Here is a 17,948-nt window from a genome sequence, read left to right on the forward strand (position 1 = left end):
GATCTGTATATCGCCAATGGTATATACTTCATCTTTAAGGACCCGAATATTGTGATTTTTTATATAGTGTATAGCATTTTGTATCCCACCAATATATTCATGGTTACCAGGTACAGCAATGACACCATAGGGAGCTTTGAGTTGCACTAAGAGCTGGCCCAAATTATTTTCTATAACCGGTTTTAGGTCTTCATCCAGTATATCGCCACCAAATATAATAATATCAGGTTTTGCATTGTTGATTAATGTTATCAGCTTTTGCAAACGTGAATTAGCTATGATTGACCCCAAGTGGATGTCACTGGCGTAGGCAATACGCAAATGCTTTATTGTTGAGGGTTTATTAATCTTTAGTTCTATTTCTTTTACGTGAGGCACGCGTGCATTTATAAATCCAGCTGTAGATATAATTATACTAGCAATGATTACAATACCATACGCTATTTTTTGAAAATTAAGTGATTTAGTAAACAAAAGGATTATTCCCTGTATGCTGTCGATTATAATAAAACCTAAGAAAAGATATATGAAGATGCCCATCCATAGCGCACCAATCCATATGAGAAAGTCACTTGCTGCACACACTGTGTACCGTTCCAATATTCTTCCTGCTAAAAATGAAAGTGCAAGAATGCTTATAATTGTGGTAGAAATTAATTTATACTGATAAGGGACTAATTTTTGTATGCGCTGGAGCACATAAAAATTTGCTAACAGATAGATTATAAGTATTGTGCTAAAGATAAAATAAAATGCTGAACTTCTCATGGTAGCGTTCCTGTTACATTATTATAATTGTAATAATAGCACACCTGATTGCTGTGATATAGAATTAAGCAGCAAAAATGCTAATAAAAAAATTTTTATTATTGACTTGAATTTTTCTTTGGAATAGAATAATTACATGAATAAGCCATTCAACAATATAATTGGGGTTACAATTATGAAATATAAAAATATAATTTTTTCTTTATTATTGATACCAGCAATACTACTGTGCTTTTATGTTACATATAATTATTCTCAGCAAATGTTTAAAAGCAATGAATTTATTCAAAGTGAGATATCACCAGACAGGTTACAGTTTATGCCAGTTACAGAAGATTTCAGAAATTATTTTGTATTGCAGTGCATTGAAAATACAGTTTCTGTACTAATAGGAGATTTTACTGGCATTGAGAAGGTTATAAGCATTGCTAAGGATAAGAATGGCGATGGCAAACCCGAAGAAGTATATGAATATTTCCCTGAAGTAAAAAAATTGACCACACCGTTAAAGCCAACAACATCTTTCTATAAAGGCATTGATGATTTGAAAAAAGAAATTATAATGGGAGACATTTTTACAATAAATTACTCATATAAAATGAACTCTTTGCCATTGCTTAAAGCCAAACTTAAAAGTGGAAGAGATGTATATAAGTTTAAACATGGCTATTCAGTAAAAATGTATGACCCTGATGCTCCAACAACAATAACAGGTGAGTATTTTTTTGGCAAGAAAGAAGGTAAATATGACCTAATTTTTACTACTTATTACTATAAATTATACAGAACCAAGATATCCCCGCCTTTGATTTATTCAGTATATTGCAAAGATACCAATGATAAATATATAGCAGATATAGTTGAAGAGCTTTTGAAGATGGTAGAATAAAATTATTTTTGTGTGTGATGGTATAATAAAAACCCTGCTATTATAAAGCAGGGTTTTTTTCGTTTATGTTATTTTCCCTGTAGTCGCGAACGCAAAGAGTCAACCATTTTTATGAACAATGCATAAAAATCCTGTAATTCATCATTTTTACGCAATGGTCGTGGATTGGGTATGGTACCATTAATAATATCATTAAAATAATTTGACATAACGTAAATTGGCCCAGCAATTTTGTGAGTTTTTCTAATCAAAACAAAATATAGTATTATTCCCTGCAGTATAACAAATCCTATAATGATTACCAATAATATGTTATTTAATTCAATAATTTTCTTGATTGTATTAATATTATTTACATGGTCATTGGCAATATTTTTTATTGCTAATTTTTGTTCCGAATCGTGTGGTGACTGTGAGTATGCAATTAATGCTTCAACAATGTTATCCTGTATCTGAATGATATGTATGAGTCGTTTGTTATTAGCAGCTGCATTGACACCTATTGCAGCAATAATTATAGCAACAATTACAAAAACAATAGCTATAAGCGAAAACGTGGTTTTAAGCTGAAATTTCTTGTTTATTATATATTGCTTTCTCTGCTTCATAATGTATAACCTTTTTGTTAAAATTTTTAAACGCAGTGAATATAAATAATAAACTGATTTTATAATATGTCAATCTTAAAATTATAAATTATTTAAAAAGTTTTTGTATAATATTCATATCAACTAGCATTCTGAAAAAACAGCGTAAGGGGAACCCTATGACATTTGTGAGCGACCCGTTAATTGTTTCAATTATAATATGTCCATACTCCTGAGCTGCATAAGAACCAGCTTTATCCATGTAATAAATTTTTGATAAATAATCCCTGATATCATTATCTAGAAGTTTTTTGAACGTTACATGTGTGATTTCATAATCAGTGTGTGTATGATAGCTGTTTTCATGAATGAAAAGTAAACTTATAGATGAAATCACCTGATGTGTTCTCCCAGACAATTTTGCAATCATAGAATATGCATGATCATAATCAACTGGCTTACCTAAGATTTCATTATCTATAGTTACTATTGTGTCACATGTTATGATAAGTGATGGGTTTATTTTTATTTTTTTGTTAATGTCATTCAATTTATCATCAGATGCTCTTTGTACAAATTGCAGTGGTGTTTCATTGGGTTGGGGTATTTCCTCAACGTGAGGATGAATAATTGTTATATTAGTAAATAGCTTTTGCAAAAGGTCTTTTCTTCGGGGAGATGAGGATCCAAGAATGATGTCCATATATTTATTTGAGAATTACTTTTTCGTTAAGCTTGTATACTCTTGTTACATTTTTAATCTGCTTAAGTCGTTTTAATATCTCATTGAGGTGACTGATGCTTTTTACTTCAAGAACAAATTTCAATATAGCCTGATCTTTTGCTACTACTGATGCTTCAGCCCGTATAATATTAGTTTTTGTTAAAGAAATTTCATCGGCAACATCCTTCAATAAATTAGTCCTGTCAATTGCTTCAACAGCAATTTTAACAGGATACGTACTTTCTGATTGTTCCCATTGTATATCTACAAAACGTTCACTTTCATTCTGCAATCGTTGCAATGCTGGACAGTTTTTTTTATGTACAGTAATGCCTCTTCCTCGTGTGATAAACCCTACCACATCGTCACCGGGTATTGGTTGGCAGCATTGCGAAAGGCGTATCATGACGTTATTTGTTCCATCTATAGTTATGCCAACTTTCTTTTTATTGGTATAACTTTTAATTTTAACAAGTTCATTTTCTGGGATGCTGACACTGGCAACTTTTTCCCTTTTTTCTTTTTGTTTTTCATGTTTTTCTTCTTTTTCAGAATGTTCTTCTTCACCTTCTGCATTTTTTCTAAGCCAGTTGCGTATTTTATACCGTGCGTTGGAAGATTTAACAAACTTAAGCCATGCAGGTGAAGGATGTCCTTTTTTGCTTGTTAAAATTTCAACTATGTCACCACTTTTGAGTTCGGTTTTCAATGGGACAAGCTGGTTGTTTACTTTTGCTCCAATACAGTGGTTCCCAATTTCTGTATGTATTAAATATGCAAAGTCCACCGGAGTTGAGCCTTTAGCTAATTTTATAATTTTACCTTTGGGGGTGAAGACAAAGATTTCATCTTCATAAAGGTCCATCTTGAGTTCTTTAATAAATTCACGCGTATCCTTGATCTCATTCTGCCATTCATTTATGTTATTTAGTATTGTGATATTTTTGTATTTAGGCTTAAATGATTTAAGACCTTCTTTATATAACCAGTGAGCAGCAATACCCATCTCAGCAGTTGCGTGCATGTCCCATGTACGTATCTGAATTTCCAGAGGATGGCCATCGGGTCCAATAACTGTTGTATGTAATGATTGGTACATATTTGATTTTGGGACAGCGATATAATCTTTAAATCGGGAAGGTATAGGTGTCCATATTGTATGAACAATTCCTAGAATGCCATAACAGTCTTTCACTTCGTTAGTTATAATTCTGATTGCCCTAAGGTCAAAAATGTCATCAAAGGTTCTTCCTTGCTGCAGTTTTTTAAAGATTGAATAATGATGTTTAATCCTTCCTTGTATTTGGGCTTCAATATTTAGCTCCTTTAAACGTTGTTCCAAAATATGTCGTATAGATTCAATAAATGCTTCAAGTTCGCTTCTACGAGCTTTTATATGTTCAATAATTTCTTTATATTCTTCAGGATGGAGTATTTTGAACGCCAGGTCTTCAAGCTCACTGCGTATTTTTGACATGCCAAGACGACCAGCAAGCGGTGCATAAATATCAAGAACTTCCTGAGCAATGTATTTTTGTTTATGTTCAGGCTGGAACATTATTGTCCGCATATTATGCAACTTATCAGCAAGTTTAATAATAATCACTCGCGCATCATGAATTGTAGCTAAAAGCATTTTTCGCAGTGTTTCGGCTTGTTCTTTTTGTTTTGTTTGTTTTTTTAAGGAGGATATTTTTGTCACACCATCAACAAGAGTAGCTATCTCTTCCCCAAACAATTCTTTTATTTTTTGAAGATTGATGGGAGTGTCCTCAACAACATCGTGCAGAAGAGCTGCAATAATTGTAGTTTCATCCATTTTTAAGTTAGCCAAGATGATGGCCACTTCCATAGGATGAACAATATACGGTTCACCGGAGAGGCGTTGTTGATCTTTATGAGCTTCGCTTGCTATTTCGTAGGCTTTCCTGATATTTTCAATATTTATTTCGGGATTATTTTCGTTAATAACAGCTATAAGAGTGTCTAAATCCCTGCTTTTTATTTTCAGATCTATTGGCGACATGGTTTTAATATCTTAAATATTTTTTATAAATTGTGTGACACATACATAATTAAATATAATTACAAAGGTTCATTTTTTCAATTATAATATTAACCACAGCATTAATTATTTAACTTTTGTTGTATTTTATGCCGTATTGAAAAAAATTTCTTCAACTATGATAAAATATTCCGATGATAATATTGGTTGATAATTACAAGACACTCCTATTCGCACATTTACCGGGTTGAAGGCTTTTGCAGCAGGCACTCCTGCAAAAGCCTTATATTTTTAATACACACCCTGAGTAATACATTCAATTAAATAAAGAAAATAACCGTTAATTAATGTATAATAATAACTATGATAGTATTAATTAACGAAAATAATCCACAGAAGCGGTTTATCAAGAAAGCAAAGGAAGTTCTTGAAGAGGGTGGTATTATTATTTTCCCCACTGACACGGTATATGCATACGGATGCGATATAAACGATAAACGAGCAATAGAACGTTTATATCAAATTAAAAAAATTCCTAATAACAAGCCTCTAAGTTTCATTTTTTCAGATATTTCAGAAATATCCCAGTATGTGCGTAATGTTTCGGATATTGCATTTAAAATAATGAAAAAGGCTTTCCCAGGTCCATATACTTTTATTTTTCAGGCTTCAAAGTTAGTACCAAAAATTGCAATTACCAATCAAAAGACCATTGGTGTCAGAATTCCGGATAATACCATTGCCCTTGAACTTGTACAGGCATTAGGGCATCCAATTATGACTGCCAGTGTAAGTACTAAAGAAGGACATTATGTCATTGATCCGGTTGAACTTGATAAAGAATACCGCAATGCGGTAGATATGATATTAAGTTGTGGCCCAAAGATAAGCCAACCTTCAACAGTGGTTGACTTTTCGGGGGGTGATATCAAGATTGTCCGCAAAGGAAAGGGTCAACTATTTTTTATTGAGGAGGAATAAGAGGTAATGGATGCATTGTTAAGCTTTTTGATGAAACTTCTGGCAATTGTTATTTATATAGCTATGGGAGCATTGGTGTCGTGGATATTTTATAGTTTAAAACGGCGCGATCTGTTTGGCGGTTTTATTGGAGGGATGGTTATAGGTGTTATTGGTGCATTAATCGGTGGATTTATTTTGGACAAATTACTGCTGGATATTACAATAAAAATATTGCGTTTTTTAGTCTATGATACGGGTGTAAACATCATAGCAGCATTTATTGGTGGATATGCAGCTGTGTATATCATGAACAAACTCAATCATGATAAAGAACGCAAGCGTTATTAAAGTCCTAGTGCGATAGCCTGCACAATTGTTTCAGGAACAAATACAAGAAAAGGTTTTACATCATTCATTTCTTTAAATGGGCGATTCATGATAATTGCAGAGGCTCCCTTTTTGCCAATTCCTGGAATTGCTTCTAATGCTTTTTGTGGCAATGTGTTTATTGCTATGGGGTAGGGGACACATAATAGCGAACGTTCTTGATGGCCAATCACAATACAATCGGTAAATGAATTTTGAGGTAAAACCAAAGGAATTTTTGCGGTTATTGCGTAGCTTCGTATTTCTTTTGCGTATGAATAGCCATGTAATTGCAATAGCACCTGCATGTTTTTTATAATTGTACCAACAGGAAATAATTTTTGAATCATAACATGGTCAATTTCACTGCGAATTTTATCTCTATAGTAACGATAACGATTTTCAATAAGAGTGTTATGGACATGTTTTTGCGCTGCGATAGTTCCTGGGAAGGGAAATAAACTGCGAATATTAATCCTTTTTAGTAGTAAGCCTTTTTCCATAATTTGGCACAGTGATTCATAGTTGATTTTAAACGTGTTTGCATTTTCACCAATAAGCCCATGTATAAGATTAATGCCAGGCAACAGACGGTACATCCCGCTTTGTGTTTTTCCACCAGCTTCATTTATGAGCCGTACAACATCAATAACCTGGTCTTTGTGTAATTTAAGATTGTTTTTTACAATAACTTCAGGGTCAAATGATTCCACCCCTAGCGGTATTGTGTCGCCGCATGTTACGGTATCAGCAATGCACTCGATAATAGCCTGCGATTCTGCGGGGAAATAAAAAATTGTGCCAGGATTAGCATTATCAATATTGAGCATCGTTATGCGGCCATCATTTGTACGTTTTTTTAATTCGCCAAAGAGATTTATAACGGCATCAGGATTTGGGCGTGGGAAGCCATGTAAAAATTCCTGCAAATGTGATTTATAAGCAATGATGTCAGCTTGTCTTCCAATTCTAAACCGGGTAATCCCGTTATGAATAAGCGCATCTATCTCGCATAAGATATCCTCTTCATCTCTGAAAGCAACAGATTGCAGTAACCCTTCGGCACAGAATGAACAATGATTTTTGCGAGGACAACCTCTGTATGTTTCTATCTCGCAGATAAGGTTGGGAAATAGCGGATGAAAGGTTACACATTTGCTTCCTGCAACAGCCCATCGCGCTAGGTCAGTATATGTGCGATAGTTATCGGTAAAAGGATCTTTGCCACAAGCTACTGAATATGCAAATTGTTCAATGTCTCCTGTTACCAGTGTGGTATTAGGAAAATCCTTTACAAGATGGGCTATCATTCCACCAATTGCAAATCGCTGCTTTTTGTTAATGGCAATGATTTTTGTTATTTCACGTATAGTTCCTATTTTGAATCCAAGGTATTTACCAGGAACTATCGCCCCCCCTATAAGAAAGACGTAATCATAGTTTTGTGAAAAGGAATAATTACTTGTGCGAAGCTGGTCAATTGTGAGGTAACAAATAGCATCATCATAAATACCGGCATCTATCAGCGCTCCATACACATAACGCGGGTAAGGCGACACAAATGGTGGCACACCAAAACACGCTGGTTCATCAACGTAACAATCAAGGATGCAATATTTTTTGTTCATTATTGTAACGAATGGATAATGTCTTCAATAGGTTTTGTAAGATGGCGTTTCAACTTATTTTCTATTAGTAATATGATGTCCTTGTTTTCAAGTATCCGGGCATAACGTTCTGGTGTAGTGCCGTAGCGTTTAAGCAAATCTTCAATACGCTGGTCTACAGTTACAATTGTATCATGCATAACTCGTTTGTCAGCATAATATACTATATCAGCTTCAGTGAGGGGTGAATTGGGTGAGGTATCGTCTAAGAACACATGCTGTCCAACAATATCAGCTATTTCAGGATACCCTAATTCTTCCAAAAGTTGCTTGCCGGTGATGTCATGCTTTTCGCCAGTAATGAGGGCACGCGATTTTGTAATATCATGCAAAAGCGCTGCAGCACACACAAGGTCGCGGTTAATTGACACGCTCCCATTAAGATGATTGACAATAGCACATGCAACTTTTTGCACCTGCAATGAATGTTGCAGTACATTGGGCAAAATGTGGTATTGCTGCAGTAACTTTAAGCATGTTGTAGTATCAGGAATATTCATGGTGGGCAACCGTATAAATCCATTATTATGTATTATTGCTCGTATCTATACAATATCAATAGCATGTCATTTTTTGGTGTCAATAAAAAAGATAGAGCCAATATCAATTGCAGGAAGATCTGACAAAAAGACAATCTTTTTATTGTGCTGTGCAATAAAATCTATAATGTGATTGTAATCAGGATGTGTGGCAAGTGTTCCTGTGAAGTAAACGGTATCTGCAGCTATTCCGGATGCACCGCCAATGAATCCGTATTTATATCCCGGCAGGTCAATATAACCAGGTGTGATAAGCAGTGAATCAATAGTATGCGTTTTTGCCGCCTTGTGTATTGATATGTCTGAGGTAATGATTGCATCTGTATCAACAATGCAGGTTGAGCATTTAGTATAGCCTTGGTTAACGTGTATGATGGGGTCAGAGCATTGATGGATTGTAGCAAGGATTTCTTTTATTGAGCTATCGGTAACTTTTGTGTTATGAAATGCTACTGTGCCGGTATATGCACAGTTGTAGGCGCAGTCATAGGGATACTCTGTCTGTAACATGCTCTGACCCTTTATAAAGGCATATTCTTTGTGTGATAGCAATGATATAAGTGATTGTAAAAATGCAGGGTCGATTGCAGGTTGATATACAATATATTGTCCTATTATACACAGTTGTATATCAGGATGCCCTGCAATGGGGCGTTCAACCAGTGGACACAGCGGTACTTGAATAGGTATAAATCCATTTTTTACAAGTCCATCAATCACAGGTAAAGGAGTGTCAGGATTAATGATAGCAATCATAAATGGAAAAGCCTGATAATAGCAGCAATGATTCCATAGATTATAAAACCAACAAAAGCCCATACAATAATCACAAGTAGTAATCCAAGTAAAATAAATCCTATTGATTTTTTAAATGTGGAATGAGCTTTTAATTTACACTGTTGAAATATGGGTTCAGGGATAGATTTGATTGCCAGGAAAAATAAAAAAGGGACAATAATTGCATCATCAATATATCCAATAAAAGGAATAAAATCAGGGATAACATCAATTGGTGAAAAGGCATAGGCCAATGCCACTACTATTATAATTTTTGACCATATAGTAACTTCTGGATGCTTGAGTGCAAATAATAGTGCTCCTATTGAATCGCGGAAGTTAAAAAAAATGTTTGTAAATTTATTTTTCATAAAAATTTATTGTAACGATAATTTATAAAATTTTATTCAGCACAACATTACAGTGCATACTATTATAATTTTGTTACAAAACGTATCAAAAAGAATTGGTAAAAGCAAACTGTATAAGCAAGTATATGCAAATATACTTACTTATAACTTTAAAAAAGCAGCATTTAACTTGTGGATTAATTAAAATAATCAAACAGAACAATAAACTCCATGTCACCAATGGTAAGATGCTTCTGACGGTATTTTTGATAGATATTACGTTTTGCTGATTCCAGTCCTTCAGGTTTAATCCCGTATTTGATTGAAAATGAAGCTTCAAGAAAAGCGGCAAAATCATCACAGGCTTTCAACATTTGCCCGTCAAGTGGATTGAATCTGTCATCATTAAACTGTGTGTTTAACTCATCAAAGGATAATCCCTTTCTGATTGTATCATTGTAGTATATCTTATTTTCAAATTCATCGAATATGTAGTAACGCATTTCGTTGTGCCACGTGTGGGGGATAAGGGGAAAAATGCGGTTGTTGGCTTCAATGATTTCATATTCTTTTATAATTTCTTCCAGACCTTTAACCGAACGTTTGACTGGTGAAACAATATCACGTGTTAGCACTTCTGGAAGGTCATGAAAGAGTGATGCAAAAAAATTGTTATACATGCGTTTTTGACATGCACCAAGTTCACGTGAGCAAAAGTACGAAAGCAGTGCAACTATAAGCATGTGTCCAAGCACTGACGTTTTGGGTATGCGGGGCGTTTGTGCCCAACGCTGCTGGAATCGTAGTTGCCCACATAGATTAATGAAACCGGAAATGTTGCGATGCAACAGTATTTTCTGAACACCAGTTAAATCAATGTGATGTTCTATCTGGCTTTCTATCTCATTTTTAGTTTTTTCAATGTCGTATAAAAATTTGTTGCTCTGATAAATAATTTGAAATTCCCAGTTTGTAGCTAAATAGTGTGCTGCATTGAGTATTTTTTTCTCAAATGCAGCAAATTTACTATCATTAAAATATCTTTTGAAGGTTTCATTAAAATTACCCTTAACACAACTAATATCATCTTCAAGTTGTCCAAACACCCAGTCATTAAGTTCATTTCCCTTTTCTTTTATTATTTTATGAAATATTGGCGGTTTAATGTCAGTCACTATCACCCGGTGTAAAAGTTCAAAAATGCCTCCCTCAATAAGAAGCTGCCAGTTTACGCATCCAGGATTTTCTTCTTCCTGGAATTTTGCAATAGTATATGCAATAATCATCTTATGCGCTTGTTTGTCTATTTCGGTCAACTCGGTTGGACGCACGTGGTCATTCCATCGCTGAATGCTTGCTGCTTGGAACAGTTTTTCAATTAAGCCTTTTGTTATCATGAATTTTTCCTTTGAAGTGATAACCAATGAAAATAAAACTTGTCAATGGTCTAAATGCAAGTAAAATATTTTAATATACAGCTATAGTTAAAAATAATGGGCGATAGTTACTGTAAAATGTCTAAGTGTTGCCAAAAACTAATCCTTGGAATAGGAAACCGCCTGCGAAGCGATGATGCCGCAGGAAGCATTATTGCTGAAAAATGTAAGTCAATGGGACTACCCAGCATTGATGCAGAGTACATGCCACAGAATTATATTGCAATAGTTAGGCGATATAATCCGCAAAAAATTGTTATTATTGATACTTGTGATATGGCTCTTAGTTCTGGGGAGTTTAGGAGAATACCTATAAATAAGATTAGCAATGAAGTTATCACTACTCACAGTATGCCTATGGTGGATATATTACACAAATTACAGGAGATTACACCAGAAATTACCTTTATTGGAATACAACCCCACAATATTGATGTGGGTGACACTGTAAGCATTCCAGTCCAGGAGGCAATTGAAAAGGTTATTGATTGTATCATCCAGGGTTTAGAAGAATCAATTCCTTTGGTTTAATCAATGAATGCTGTGTAAAATAATTATAATTCCAAAGTTAAAATATTAGGTAATTGGAATTATTGCATAAAATAAAAAAATATTTTAATTTTACAAAAAAACCTTGAAAAAATACCGAATGGTTATACTTTATTAAATAGAAGTAGCGACTGCAAATTAATATATTCTTTTTGAGTTGTTTTTTTTATTTTTTGATTATGAATTTTAAAGATGTTAATTGTAGAGGGAATGGGATATATGATTTGCAGAATACATTAAAAGGGATATTGTTATGAAACAAAAACCGCTCAATTTCCAGCAAGCCATTATTGATTTCATGAAGTCAAAAGCCAATCGTATGGAAAAAGAGTTAAATGTACCAGGTACCTGGTATTTTAATGATGGTGACCAGCAGGAAATTAAAAGCTGGACCGATGAAGAAGCTGCAAAAGTATGGGAAAAAATTAAAAATAATATTTTCAAGCTGGGGTGTTCTGGCTTGCGTTATGAGTTATGCCCGTTCTGCCACCATTATGGATACGAGCACAACGGTTGCTATAAGGCATTGAAAAATCCTATTTGTGTAAAATGTGGATACGGCAAGCGCCATGGAATATGTATTGGCGAAGAAGGACATGTAAGCCAGTATAAACAGATTCTACAGTCATTTGAAGATTCACGAATTAGCATGTATAAGTTTTTCTCAAATGAATATTATGTAGAACTAATTGAAAAAATTGAGAAGGAAAATGTAAAGGCAATAGCATAAGCTTTAAATTACTATGTATTAATAACATAGGGGCTGGTTAGTGACCAGCCCCTATGTTATTACATCGGAGGTTCTATGGGTTGCTTTAATGAGGTTATTCTGCAGCTATAAAACTTCTGAAACTAAAAATCTTGTTCCTTAAATTTTCATTTTTTGCAACTAATCCTGAATACAAATCTTCAACATTACGCCAGTAGGAACAGTTGGTATCTATGCAATATGTATTGGTTTTCATGGTAATCCTCCTAAGATTTTTAAAAATAAATAAAGTAATCCATTAACTTAAATATATACTAAAATACTAAAAAGGCAAGTAAAAAATTCTATATATAAAAAAATTTTCATAAATTACCTTTTTTAAAAAAGATTTTCTATACTTTAGCAATAATTAATCCCAATGTTTTTAAAACTATATCATTATATCATATAGTATTAAAAAATTTGGCATTTTAACTATTTAAATAAGCAAATATAATTAGTTATTGTTATTTTAAAACACAAATATGAGCAATTTGATGATATTACAATGAGTGTGGGTGATATTCAGGATATAAAATAAATATGGTATAAACTACTTCTTTATTTTCCGCTTTTGTCAAAAACATACCAGGCACACTTATTAAATAAATAATCACTAATATTTTAAAATGTTGAAAAATGGTTGACAAAATTAATGAATAGACATTAATAACTAATTAATGAATATACATTAATTTTTTTGAACACAATAATACAGTTTGGAATAAAATTATTAGTAAATGAAAAATTTTATATTGTATTAGGTAATTAGGGCTATATGCCGCATTGGCGGTAAAAATATATTTTTTAAGGAGGATCGCAGATGAAAAGATTTTTAGTGTGTATGGTAGTACTGGCTTTAGCATGTGCCAGTACCATAGCCTATGCTAATGGTATTGCTCAAACAAGCCATTTTACAGCAAAGCATATTGCTGGTATGAATGACAATACCGGTGATGAAACGGCAATGTATGACCCCGCAAGCACTGCATGGCTTAAAGATGGGATTTACATTAATGTAAGTAATATCACAGCGTTTGAAGGGATTGAAGCAAAAGCTGGTGGAACAACATTAAAAGGGGAAACTACTGCATTTGTGTTGCCAGCAGTTTCATTTTTGTATAAACAGGCCCAGTTTGCAGGTTTTCTGTATGTGAATGTACTTGATGGTGCACCGTTTACATCATTGAAGTGGGATGATGGAACACCACTAGTAAATGCAACTCTTGGTGTATCACTTCCAGGAGGGCCAGGTGTATCTGGTGTTTCACTTGAAGCTGAGTCAGTAACATACAATGTAACACTTGGCGGATCTTATAAAATAAATGATATGTTTTCTGTAGCAGTGGGTGGTAGATATGTGATGTCTGAAACGACCTCAAAATGGGATGGTGTTGTTCCACTTGCAGGCAATGCTCCAGCAAATCAGAAGACAACTGAAAAAGCAAATGGCTTTGGTGGTGTCATAGGAATGAATGTGGTGCCCGCTCATGGCTTCCTCATTGGTGTGACATATGCAACAGCAGTAAAAAGGGAATTTGAAGTAGATCAAAAGGCAACACATCCAGTACCAGCTGTTAAAGCTGGACTTGAGGCAGAAGATGGGGAAAAAGTTCGTGAAGACCTTCCTGCTATGGCAACATTGACTTTTGCAGGTATGCCTGTTATGGGTACAGTCATTGCATTGCAGATAAACTATATGTTCAATAAGCAGGCTGATTGGGAAGGTGCAGAGGATGAAGTTGATAATGATATAGTGTACATGCTTGCCTTAACGCAATTTTTAAGCAAAGAACTCCGTTTCAGTGCGGGGATAATGTATGCTGATAAAGGCACAAATGATAAAATAGTATCCCCAACCGGGACCGATGTTAATCCAGCACTTGATGAGTTGGGATTTGGCATAGGTGGTGCGTACAGTATTAATGAAAATCTCAATGTGGCGCTAACGTACTCGTATACATATTTCCTTGAGGGTGAATTAGGTTCAGAAAAATTGAATAGGACACGAAACCTTGTAGCAGTACAGGTTGGATATAAACTGTAATATATTTTAGCTGTTACTCCAGCCCCCTATCCCATCATGCAAACATGATGGACAAAAAAAATTGGGGATTCCATGAAAAAAGGAGTCCCCCTTTTTTTGTTATTTTGACTTTTAATTTTATGTGGTGTATAAACATTGTATTATCAATATACATAGTAGGATACAATAGAAATTAAAGTGACATTGTTACAATACCAGTTAATAGTTATCAAAATATAAAAAAACAAATAATGAAATTTTTCTTGTAATAATTTTCTTAATACTATGTATATGATATAGGGAAATATGATATAGTAATTCCGTTGCCTGTGATATCTACAGATTTGCAATGCTACAAGTTATCTTTTTTGTAGTAGATACGTAAATTGATTTTTTACACACGATGATGATTGAATCGTTTGAGCTATTGAGAAGCAAGCTATTACATTAAAAATATATTTTGGAGGTTACGTATGAGTGGTTATATGGGTCAGTATTGTATTATTAATCTGTCTACAGGCAAATCTGCAATTAAGAAGCTTGACGATAGCTTTTATAAAAAGTATCTTGCAGGCTATGGCCTTGGTGCAGCTATTATCTCTCAACTTCAAAAACCAAAAATAAATCCATTGTCACCTGAAAGCATTCTGGGATTTTGCTCAGGGCTTTTAACCGGTACCGGTGCATATTTTGCAGGAAGGTTCATGGTTGTTGGGAAATCTCCATTAACAGGGGGGTGGGGCGATAGTAACTGTGGAGGGTTCTTTTCTGTAGAAATCAAACGCGCTGGATTTGATGCAATATTTGTTACTGGTAAATCAAAAAAGCCGGTGTACATCTTTATTAACGATGGCAAAATACTGATTAAAGATGCAAAGAAGTTATGGGGGAAAGATACTGTCGAAACTGAAGAGCTCATTAAAAAAGAACTCAAAGATGATAAAATTCAGGTTGCCTGCATAGGACCTTCTGGTGAGAAACTATCGCTTATATCCGGGATTGTGACTGATGGTGGTAGAATTGCAGCGCGTAGTGGGATGGGTGCTGTAATGGGTAGCAAAAACTTAAAAGCTATCGCCATTAAAGGAACAAACAAGATACCAGTTGCAAGACCTGATGTGTTAAAAGAAATTAATAGAAAATTTTTAAATAGCTTTAAATCAACAAGTCCAATTGATAAAGCTACTGTAAATATGATGAATTTCTTAAGCCAGATTATTGCGCGTACCCGAGTTTCAGTACCAACGCAACCCTCAACAGTACGCGAAATATTTAAACGCTATGGAACATGTGGCACAACAGTATACTCTGCATTCACAGGTGATACACCAATTAAAAACTGGGCTGGAGTTGGCTATCTGGATTTTCCGGGTGTTCATAAAATATCTGATGAAAATGTAGTGGCACATCAAAAGAAACGATATGCTTGCCAGTCATGCCCATTGGGATGTGGTGGAATAGTTGATATTAAAGAAGGAAGATTTAAGGGCACTTTAGGACATAAACCAGAATATGAAACATTGGGTTCATTTGGTGGCATGTTGTTATTAGATGATCTGAACACAATAATGGAAATAAATGAGCTATGTAATAGGGCAGGTATTGATACAATATCAGCGGGTGCTACTGTTGCGTTTGCTGTTGAATGTTATGAGCATGGTATATTGACAAAAAAGGACACGGGCGGGTTAGAATTAGGATGGAGCAGGGGCAGGGAAATCCTTGCATTAACTGAAATGATAATTCAGAGAAAAGGTTTAGGAAATATTTTGGCTGATGGCGTTATGCGTGCAGCTAAAAAGCTTGGCAAAGGGTCGGAGCAATATGCCATGCATGCTGGTGGGCAGGAGCTCCCCATGCACGATAGCAGGTTAGATGATGGATTTGCTATTACCTATTCATCTGAAGCAACACCTGGACGGCATACTATTGCATCAAATTTATACAATAGCTTATACAAAACAAAGAAACAATTTCCAAAAGTAAAAAAGATGTTACAAAAAGCAAGCGATGCCACAACAAGGCGCATTACTTTAACAGCAGCTTCAATATACTTTGCCAATTTATTTAATGGATGCGGAATGTGTCAGTTTGGCTTTTTAAGCGGTTCAATCCCTCTGGTAGAGTATATTAACGCTGTTACTGGTTGGGATCTTCCTGCAGATGAATATTTAACAATTGGGGAACGTATTTTAAATGTGCGCAAAGCTTTCAATGTCCGTGAAGGTATATATGTAAAAAATACCCTTATAGCCCCGCGTGCACAGGGTAACCCGCCTTTGCATGAAGGTCCATTAAAAGGAGTCACAATACCTTTACAAGAGCTTTTAAATCAATTTTTTACAATAACAGGATGGGATTCTACAACAGGAGGTCCCACTGAAAGCAAATTAGAAGAGCTTGGTATTAAGGAGCTATTCAGTCCAGACAAAAAGTGATAGTCTGTAATTGTATATTTGCCAATATTTTTAGCGAATACCTATAAAAAATATTTGACTAAATATAATTTTTGTTGTATGTGGTAATGCTGGAAGGGGTTTCCCAGCTCATTTTTAATATTATATATCGAAATAAAGATACTTAAAGTGCTATATCCGCAAATTACAACGATCGGTGTTTGTATTGAGCTACAACCTATATCATGGATATATATTTATACCTATTTTAAATATTTTGGAATTTTTTTATACTAATTAAAAGGAGGATTTTCCCAATGAAAAAGATTGTTTGTGTAGCTGTAAGTTTAACATTTTCATTATTTATAATGGGATGTAGTGGAAGCGATAGCTCAACAAAAAAATCAAAATTTGAAGTAATGGCAGATGTGCTTACTGCAATTAGTAACGCTGGTATGGATGAAAGCGGTTATGGTGATAGGTCATTGACACGATCAGTGGAAGAGGAAGAATTAGCAGAAACATTTGGCCCGGAAACGTATGAAATTGCACCTGGTTTTAGTATAACAATAAGTGGAGAAATACTATTTGAAGAATTTAAGTGTACAATAGAATTTATTGCAGAATCTGAATTAACAAATTATACAAATGATGGGTTTATTTTAAATGGTAATTTGACCGAATCTGTGAAGGCAATCATTACAATGAATGAAGAAGAATTTACAGGAATGACCGAGGATTTCACAATAAATGGTACTATTGAATTCAGTGGCAGAGAATCCGGCTCCTTTTCATTTAATAATCTTGAAATTCATTTTGTGTTAGATCCTCAAACTGGGGCAATAGTGTCATCAACTGTTACCGGCACTGTGACATTTAATGGACAAGATGTTACTACTGAGTTGGTTGGTGCAATGCATTCATTATAAAACAATGTAAATATCAATTAGTCAATTTGGGGGCAGGGCAACCAGCCCCTTTTTTTCACCCTCTCTTAAAACATTGCAAATGAATACTGTCTGCCTAGTTAAATCCACCCATCAATGGAATACCTCTTGCGGTAAACTTCATCATACCGTAAGAATTTTGCTAATCGTTCTGCAAATGTCTTCCCTAACTGCACAAAATAGTCATGATGGTCTATGGGTACTCCAGTGT

18 protein-coding genes are annotated in these 17,948 nt (G+C 34.6%); 8 read left to right on the forward strand and 10 right to left on the reverse strand.

Going from position 1 to position 17,948, the window contains the following annotated elements; all coding sequences use genetic code 11:
- On the reverse strand, nt 1-768 hold a 768-nt coding region (locus N3F66_11800; GenBank protein ID MCX8124826.1), incomplete at its 3' end, for a metallophosphoesterase.
- Nucleotides 769-943: 175 nt separating this feature from the next.
- On the opposite strand from N3F66_11800, the gene N3F66_11805 reads away from it, so the two are divergent.
- Nucleotides 944-1,657, forward strand: a complete 714-nt coding sequence (locus N3F66_11805) for a hypothetical protein (protein MCX8124827.1) — start codon at nt 944-946, stop codon at nt 1,655-1,657.
- A gap of 68 nt (nt 1,658-1,725) precedes the next feature.
- On the opposite strand, the gene N3F66_11810 is transcribed toward N3F66_11805, so the two are convergent.
- The 3 genes from N3F66_11810 to N3F66_11820 form a co-directional block, all read right to left on the reverse strand.
- A complete protein-coding gene (locus tag N3F66_11810; GenBank protein ID MCX8124828.1) occupies nt 1,726-2,265 on the reverse strand; it encodes a hypothetical protein in 540 nt (179 codons plus the stop codon).
- Between the two features lie 88 nt (nt 2,266-2,353).
- Nucleotides 2,354-2,947 (reverse strand): Maf family protein, encoded by a 594-nt coding sequence (locus tag N3F66_11815; protein ID MCX8124829.1) that lies wholly within the window; start codon nt 2,945-2,947, stop codon nt 2,354-2,356.
- A 4-nt stretch (nt 2,948-2,951) separates the two neighbouring features.
- Nucleotides 2,952-4,994, reverse strand: coding sequence for a bifunctional (p)ppGpp synthetase/guanosine-3',5'-bis(diphosphate) 3'-pyrophosphohydrolase (locus tag N3F66_11820; protein ID MCX8124830.1), 2,043 nt, complete (start codon nt 4,992-4,994; stop codon nt 2,952-2,954).
- A gap of 342 nt (nt 4,995-5,336) precedes the next feature.
- On the opposite strand from N3F66_11820, the gene N3F66_11825 reads away from it, so the two are divergent.
- Nucleotides 5,337-5,954, forward strand: coding sequence for an L-threonylcarbamoyladenylate synthase (locus N3F66_11825; GenBank protein MCX8124831.1), 618 nt, complete (start codon nt 5,337-5,339; stop codon nt 5,952-5,954).
- A 6-nt stretch (nt 5,955-5,960) separates the two neighbouring features.
- Nucleotides 5,961-6,284, forward strand: coding sequence for a hypothetical protein (locus N3F66_11830; GenBank protein MCX8124832.1), 324 nt, complete (start codon nt 5,961-5,963; stop codon nt 6,282-6,284).
- On the opposite strand, the gene N3F66_11835 is transcribed toward N3F66_11830, so the two are convergent.
- The 5 genes from N3F66_11835 to N3F66_11855 form a co-directional block, all read right to left on the reverse strand.
- Complete coding sequence (locus N3F66_11835; protein ID MCX8124833.1) at nt 6,281-7,930, reverse strand: radical SAM protein; 1,650 nt, start codon at nt 7,928-7,930, stop codon at nt 6,281-6,283. The two genes, N3F66_11830 and N3F66_11835, sit on opposite strands and share 4 nt — an antisense overlap.
- Nucleotides 7,930-8,469 carry an HDIG domain-containing protein gene (locus N3F66_11840; protein MCX8124834.1) on the reverse strand — a complete coding sequence of 180 codons (540 nt, stop codon included), beginning with the start codon at nt 8,467-8,469 and terminating at the stop codon, nt 7,930-7,932. Before N3F66_11840 ends, N3F66_11835 begins: the two co-directional genes overlap by 1 nt.
- 66 nt (nt 8,470-8,535) lie before the next feature.
- The gene (locus N3F66_11845) at nt 8,536-9,264 is read right to left on the reverse strand and encodes a hypothetical protein (GenBank protein ID MCX8124835.1); all 729 of its coding nucleotides are present in this window, start codon (nt 9,262-9,264) and stop codon (nt 8,536-8,538) included.
- A complete protein-coding gene (locus N3F66_11850) occupies nt 9,261-9,656 on the reverse strand; it encodes a YkvA family protein (GenBank protein MCX8124836.1) in 396 nt (131 codons plus the stop codon). Before N3F66_11850 ends, N3F66_11845 begins: the two co-directional genes overlap by 4 nt.
- Before the next feature lie 176 nt (nt 9,657-9,832).
- Complete coding sequence (locus N3F66_11855) at nt 9,833-11,032, reverse strand: HD domain-containing protein (GenBank protein MCX8124837.1); 1,200 nt, start codon at nt 11,030-11,032, stop codon at nt 9,833-9,835.
- 117 nt (nt 11,033-11,149) lie between these two features.
- On the opposite strand from N3F66_11855, the gene N3F66_11860 reads away from it, so the two are divergent.
- Complete coding sequence (locus tag N3F66_11860; protein ID MCX8124838.1) at nt 11,150-11,602, forward strand: hydrogenase maturation protease; 453 nt, start codon at nt 11,150-11,152, stop codon at nt 11,600-11,602.
- Between the two features lie 271 nt (nt 11,603-11,873).
- Complete coding sequence (locus tag N3F66_11865; GenBank protein MCX8124839.1) at nt 11,874-12,350, forward strand: hypothetical protein; 477 nt, start codon at nt 11,874-11,876, stop codon at nt 12,348-12,350.
- A gap of 94 nt (nt 12,351-12,444) precedes the next feature.
- On the opposite strand, the gene N3F66_11870 is transcribed toward N3F66_11865, so the two are convergent.
- A complete protein-coding gene (locus N3F66_11870) occupies nt 12,445-12,585 on the reverse strand; it encodes a hypothetical protein (GenBank protein ID MCX8124840.1) in 141 nt (46 codons plus the stop codon).
- A gap of 606 nt (nt 12,586-13,191) precedes the next feature.
- On the opposite strand from N3F66_11870, the gene N3F66_11875 reads away from it, so the two are divergent.
- From N3F66_11875 to N3F66_11885, 3 genes are all read left to right on the forward strand, one after another.
- Entirely contained in the window at nt 13,192-14,415 is a 1,224-nt protein-coding gene (locus N3F66_11875) for a hypothetical protein (protein ID MCX8124841.1), read from the forward strand.
- 452 nt (nt 14,416-14,867) lie between these two features.
- Nucleotides 14,868-16,832 carry an aldehyde ferredoxin oxidoreductase family protein gene (locus N3F66_11880; GenBank protein MCX8124842.1) on the forward strand — a complete coding sequence of 655 codons (1,965 nt, stop codon included), beginning with the start codon at nt 14,868-14,870 and terminating at the stop codon, nt 16,830-16,832.
- A 275-nt stretch (nt 16,833-17,107) separates the two neighbouring features.
- Nucleotides 17,108-17,719 (forward strand): hypothetical protein, encoded by a 612-nt coding sequence (locus tag N3F66_11885; GenBank protein ID MCX8124843.1) that lies wholly within the window; start codon nt 17,108-17,110, stop codon nt 17,717-17,719.
- Nucleotides 17,720-17,948: the final 229 nt, after the last annotated feature.

It is taken from the genome of Spirochaetota bacterium, from assembly GCA_026414805.1.
Lineage (GTDB): Bacteria > Spirochaetota > UBA4802 > UBA4802 > UB4802 > UBA4802.

Excerpts from the sequence above, each read along its gene's own strand:
- N3F66_11875 (MCX8124841.1), top strand. The coding sequence starts at position 13,192 with ATGAAAAGATTTTTAGTGTGTATGGTAGTACTGGCTTTAGCATGTGCC.
- N3F66_11860 (MCX8124838.1), top strand. The coding sequence starts at position 11,150 with ATGTCTAAGTGTTGCCAAAAACTAATCCTTGGAATAGGAAACCGCCTG.
- N3F66_11880 (MCX8124842.1), top strand. The coding sequence starts at position 14,868 with ATGAGTGGTTATATGGGTCAGTATTGTATTATTAATCTGTCTACAGGC.
- N3F66_11825 (MCX8124831.1), top strand. The coding sequence starts at position 5,337 with ATGATAGTATTAATTAACGAAAATAATCCACAGAAGCGGTTTATCAAG.
- N3F66_11815 (MCX8124829.1), bottom strand. The coding sequence starts at position 2,947 with ATGGACATCATTCTTGGATCCTCATCTCCCCGAAGAAAAGACCTTTTG.
- N3F66_11845 (MCX8124835.1), bottom strand. The coding sequence starts at position 9,264 with ATGATTGCTATCATTAATCCTGACACTCCTTTACCTGTGATTGATGGA.
- N3F66_11855 (MCX8124837.1), bottom strand. The coding sequence starts at position 11,032 with ATGATAACAAAAGGCTTAATTGAAAAACTGTTCCAAGCAGCAAGCATT.
- N3F66_11885 (MCX8124843.1), top strand. The coding sequence starts at position 17,108 with ATGAAAAAGATTGTTTGTGTAGCTGTAAGTTTAACATTTTCATTATTT.
- N3F66_11820 (MCX8124830.1), bottom strand. The coding sequence starts at position 4,994 with ATGTCGCCAATAGATCTGAAAATAAAAAGCAGGGATTTAGACACTCTT.
- N3F66_11840 (MCX8124834.1), bottom strand. The coding sequence starts at position 8,469 with ATGAATATTCCTGATACTACAACATGCTTAAAGTTACTGCAGCAATAC.
- N3F66_11810 (MCX8124828.1), bottom strand. The coding sequence starts at position 2,265 with ATGAAGCAGAGAAAGCAATATATAATAAACAAGAAATTTCAGCTTAAA.
- N3F66_11805 (MCX8124827.1), top strand. The coding sequence starts at position 944 with ATGAAATATAAAAATATAATTTTTTCTTTATTATTGATACCAGCAATA.
- N3F66_11830 (MCX8124832.1), top strand. The coding sequence starts at position 5,961 with ATGGATGCATTGTTAAGCTTTTTGATGAAACTTCTGGCAATTGTTATT.
- N3F66_11870 (MCX8124840.1), bottom strand. The coding sequence starts at position 12,585 with ATGAAAACCAATACATATTGCATAGATACCAACTGTTCCTACTGGCGT.
- N3F66_11835 (MCX8124833.1), bottom strand. The coding sequence starts at position 7,930 with ATGAACAAAAAATATTGCATCCTTGATTGTTACGTTGATGAACCAGCG.
- N3F66_11850 (MCX8124836.1), bottom strand. The coding sequence starts at position 9,656 with ATGAAAAATAAATTTACAAACATTTTTTTTAACTTCCGCGATTCAATA.
- N3F66_11865 (MCX8124839.1), top strand. The coding sequence starts at position 11,874 with ATGAAACAAAAACCGCTCAATTTCCAGCAAGCCATTATTGATTTCATG.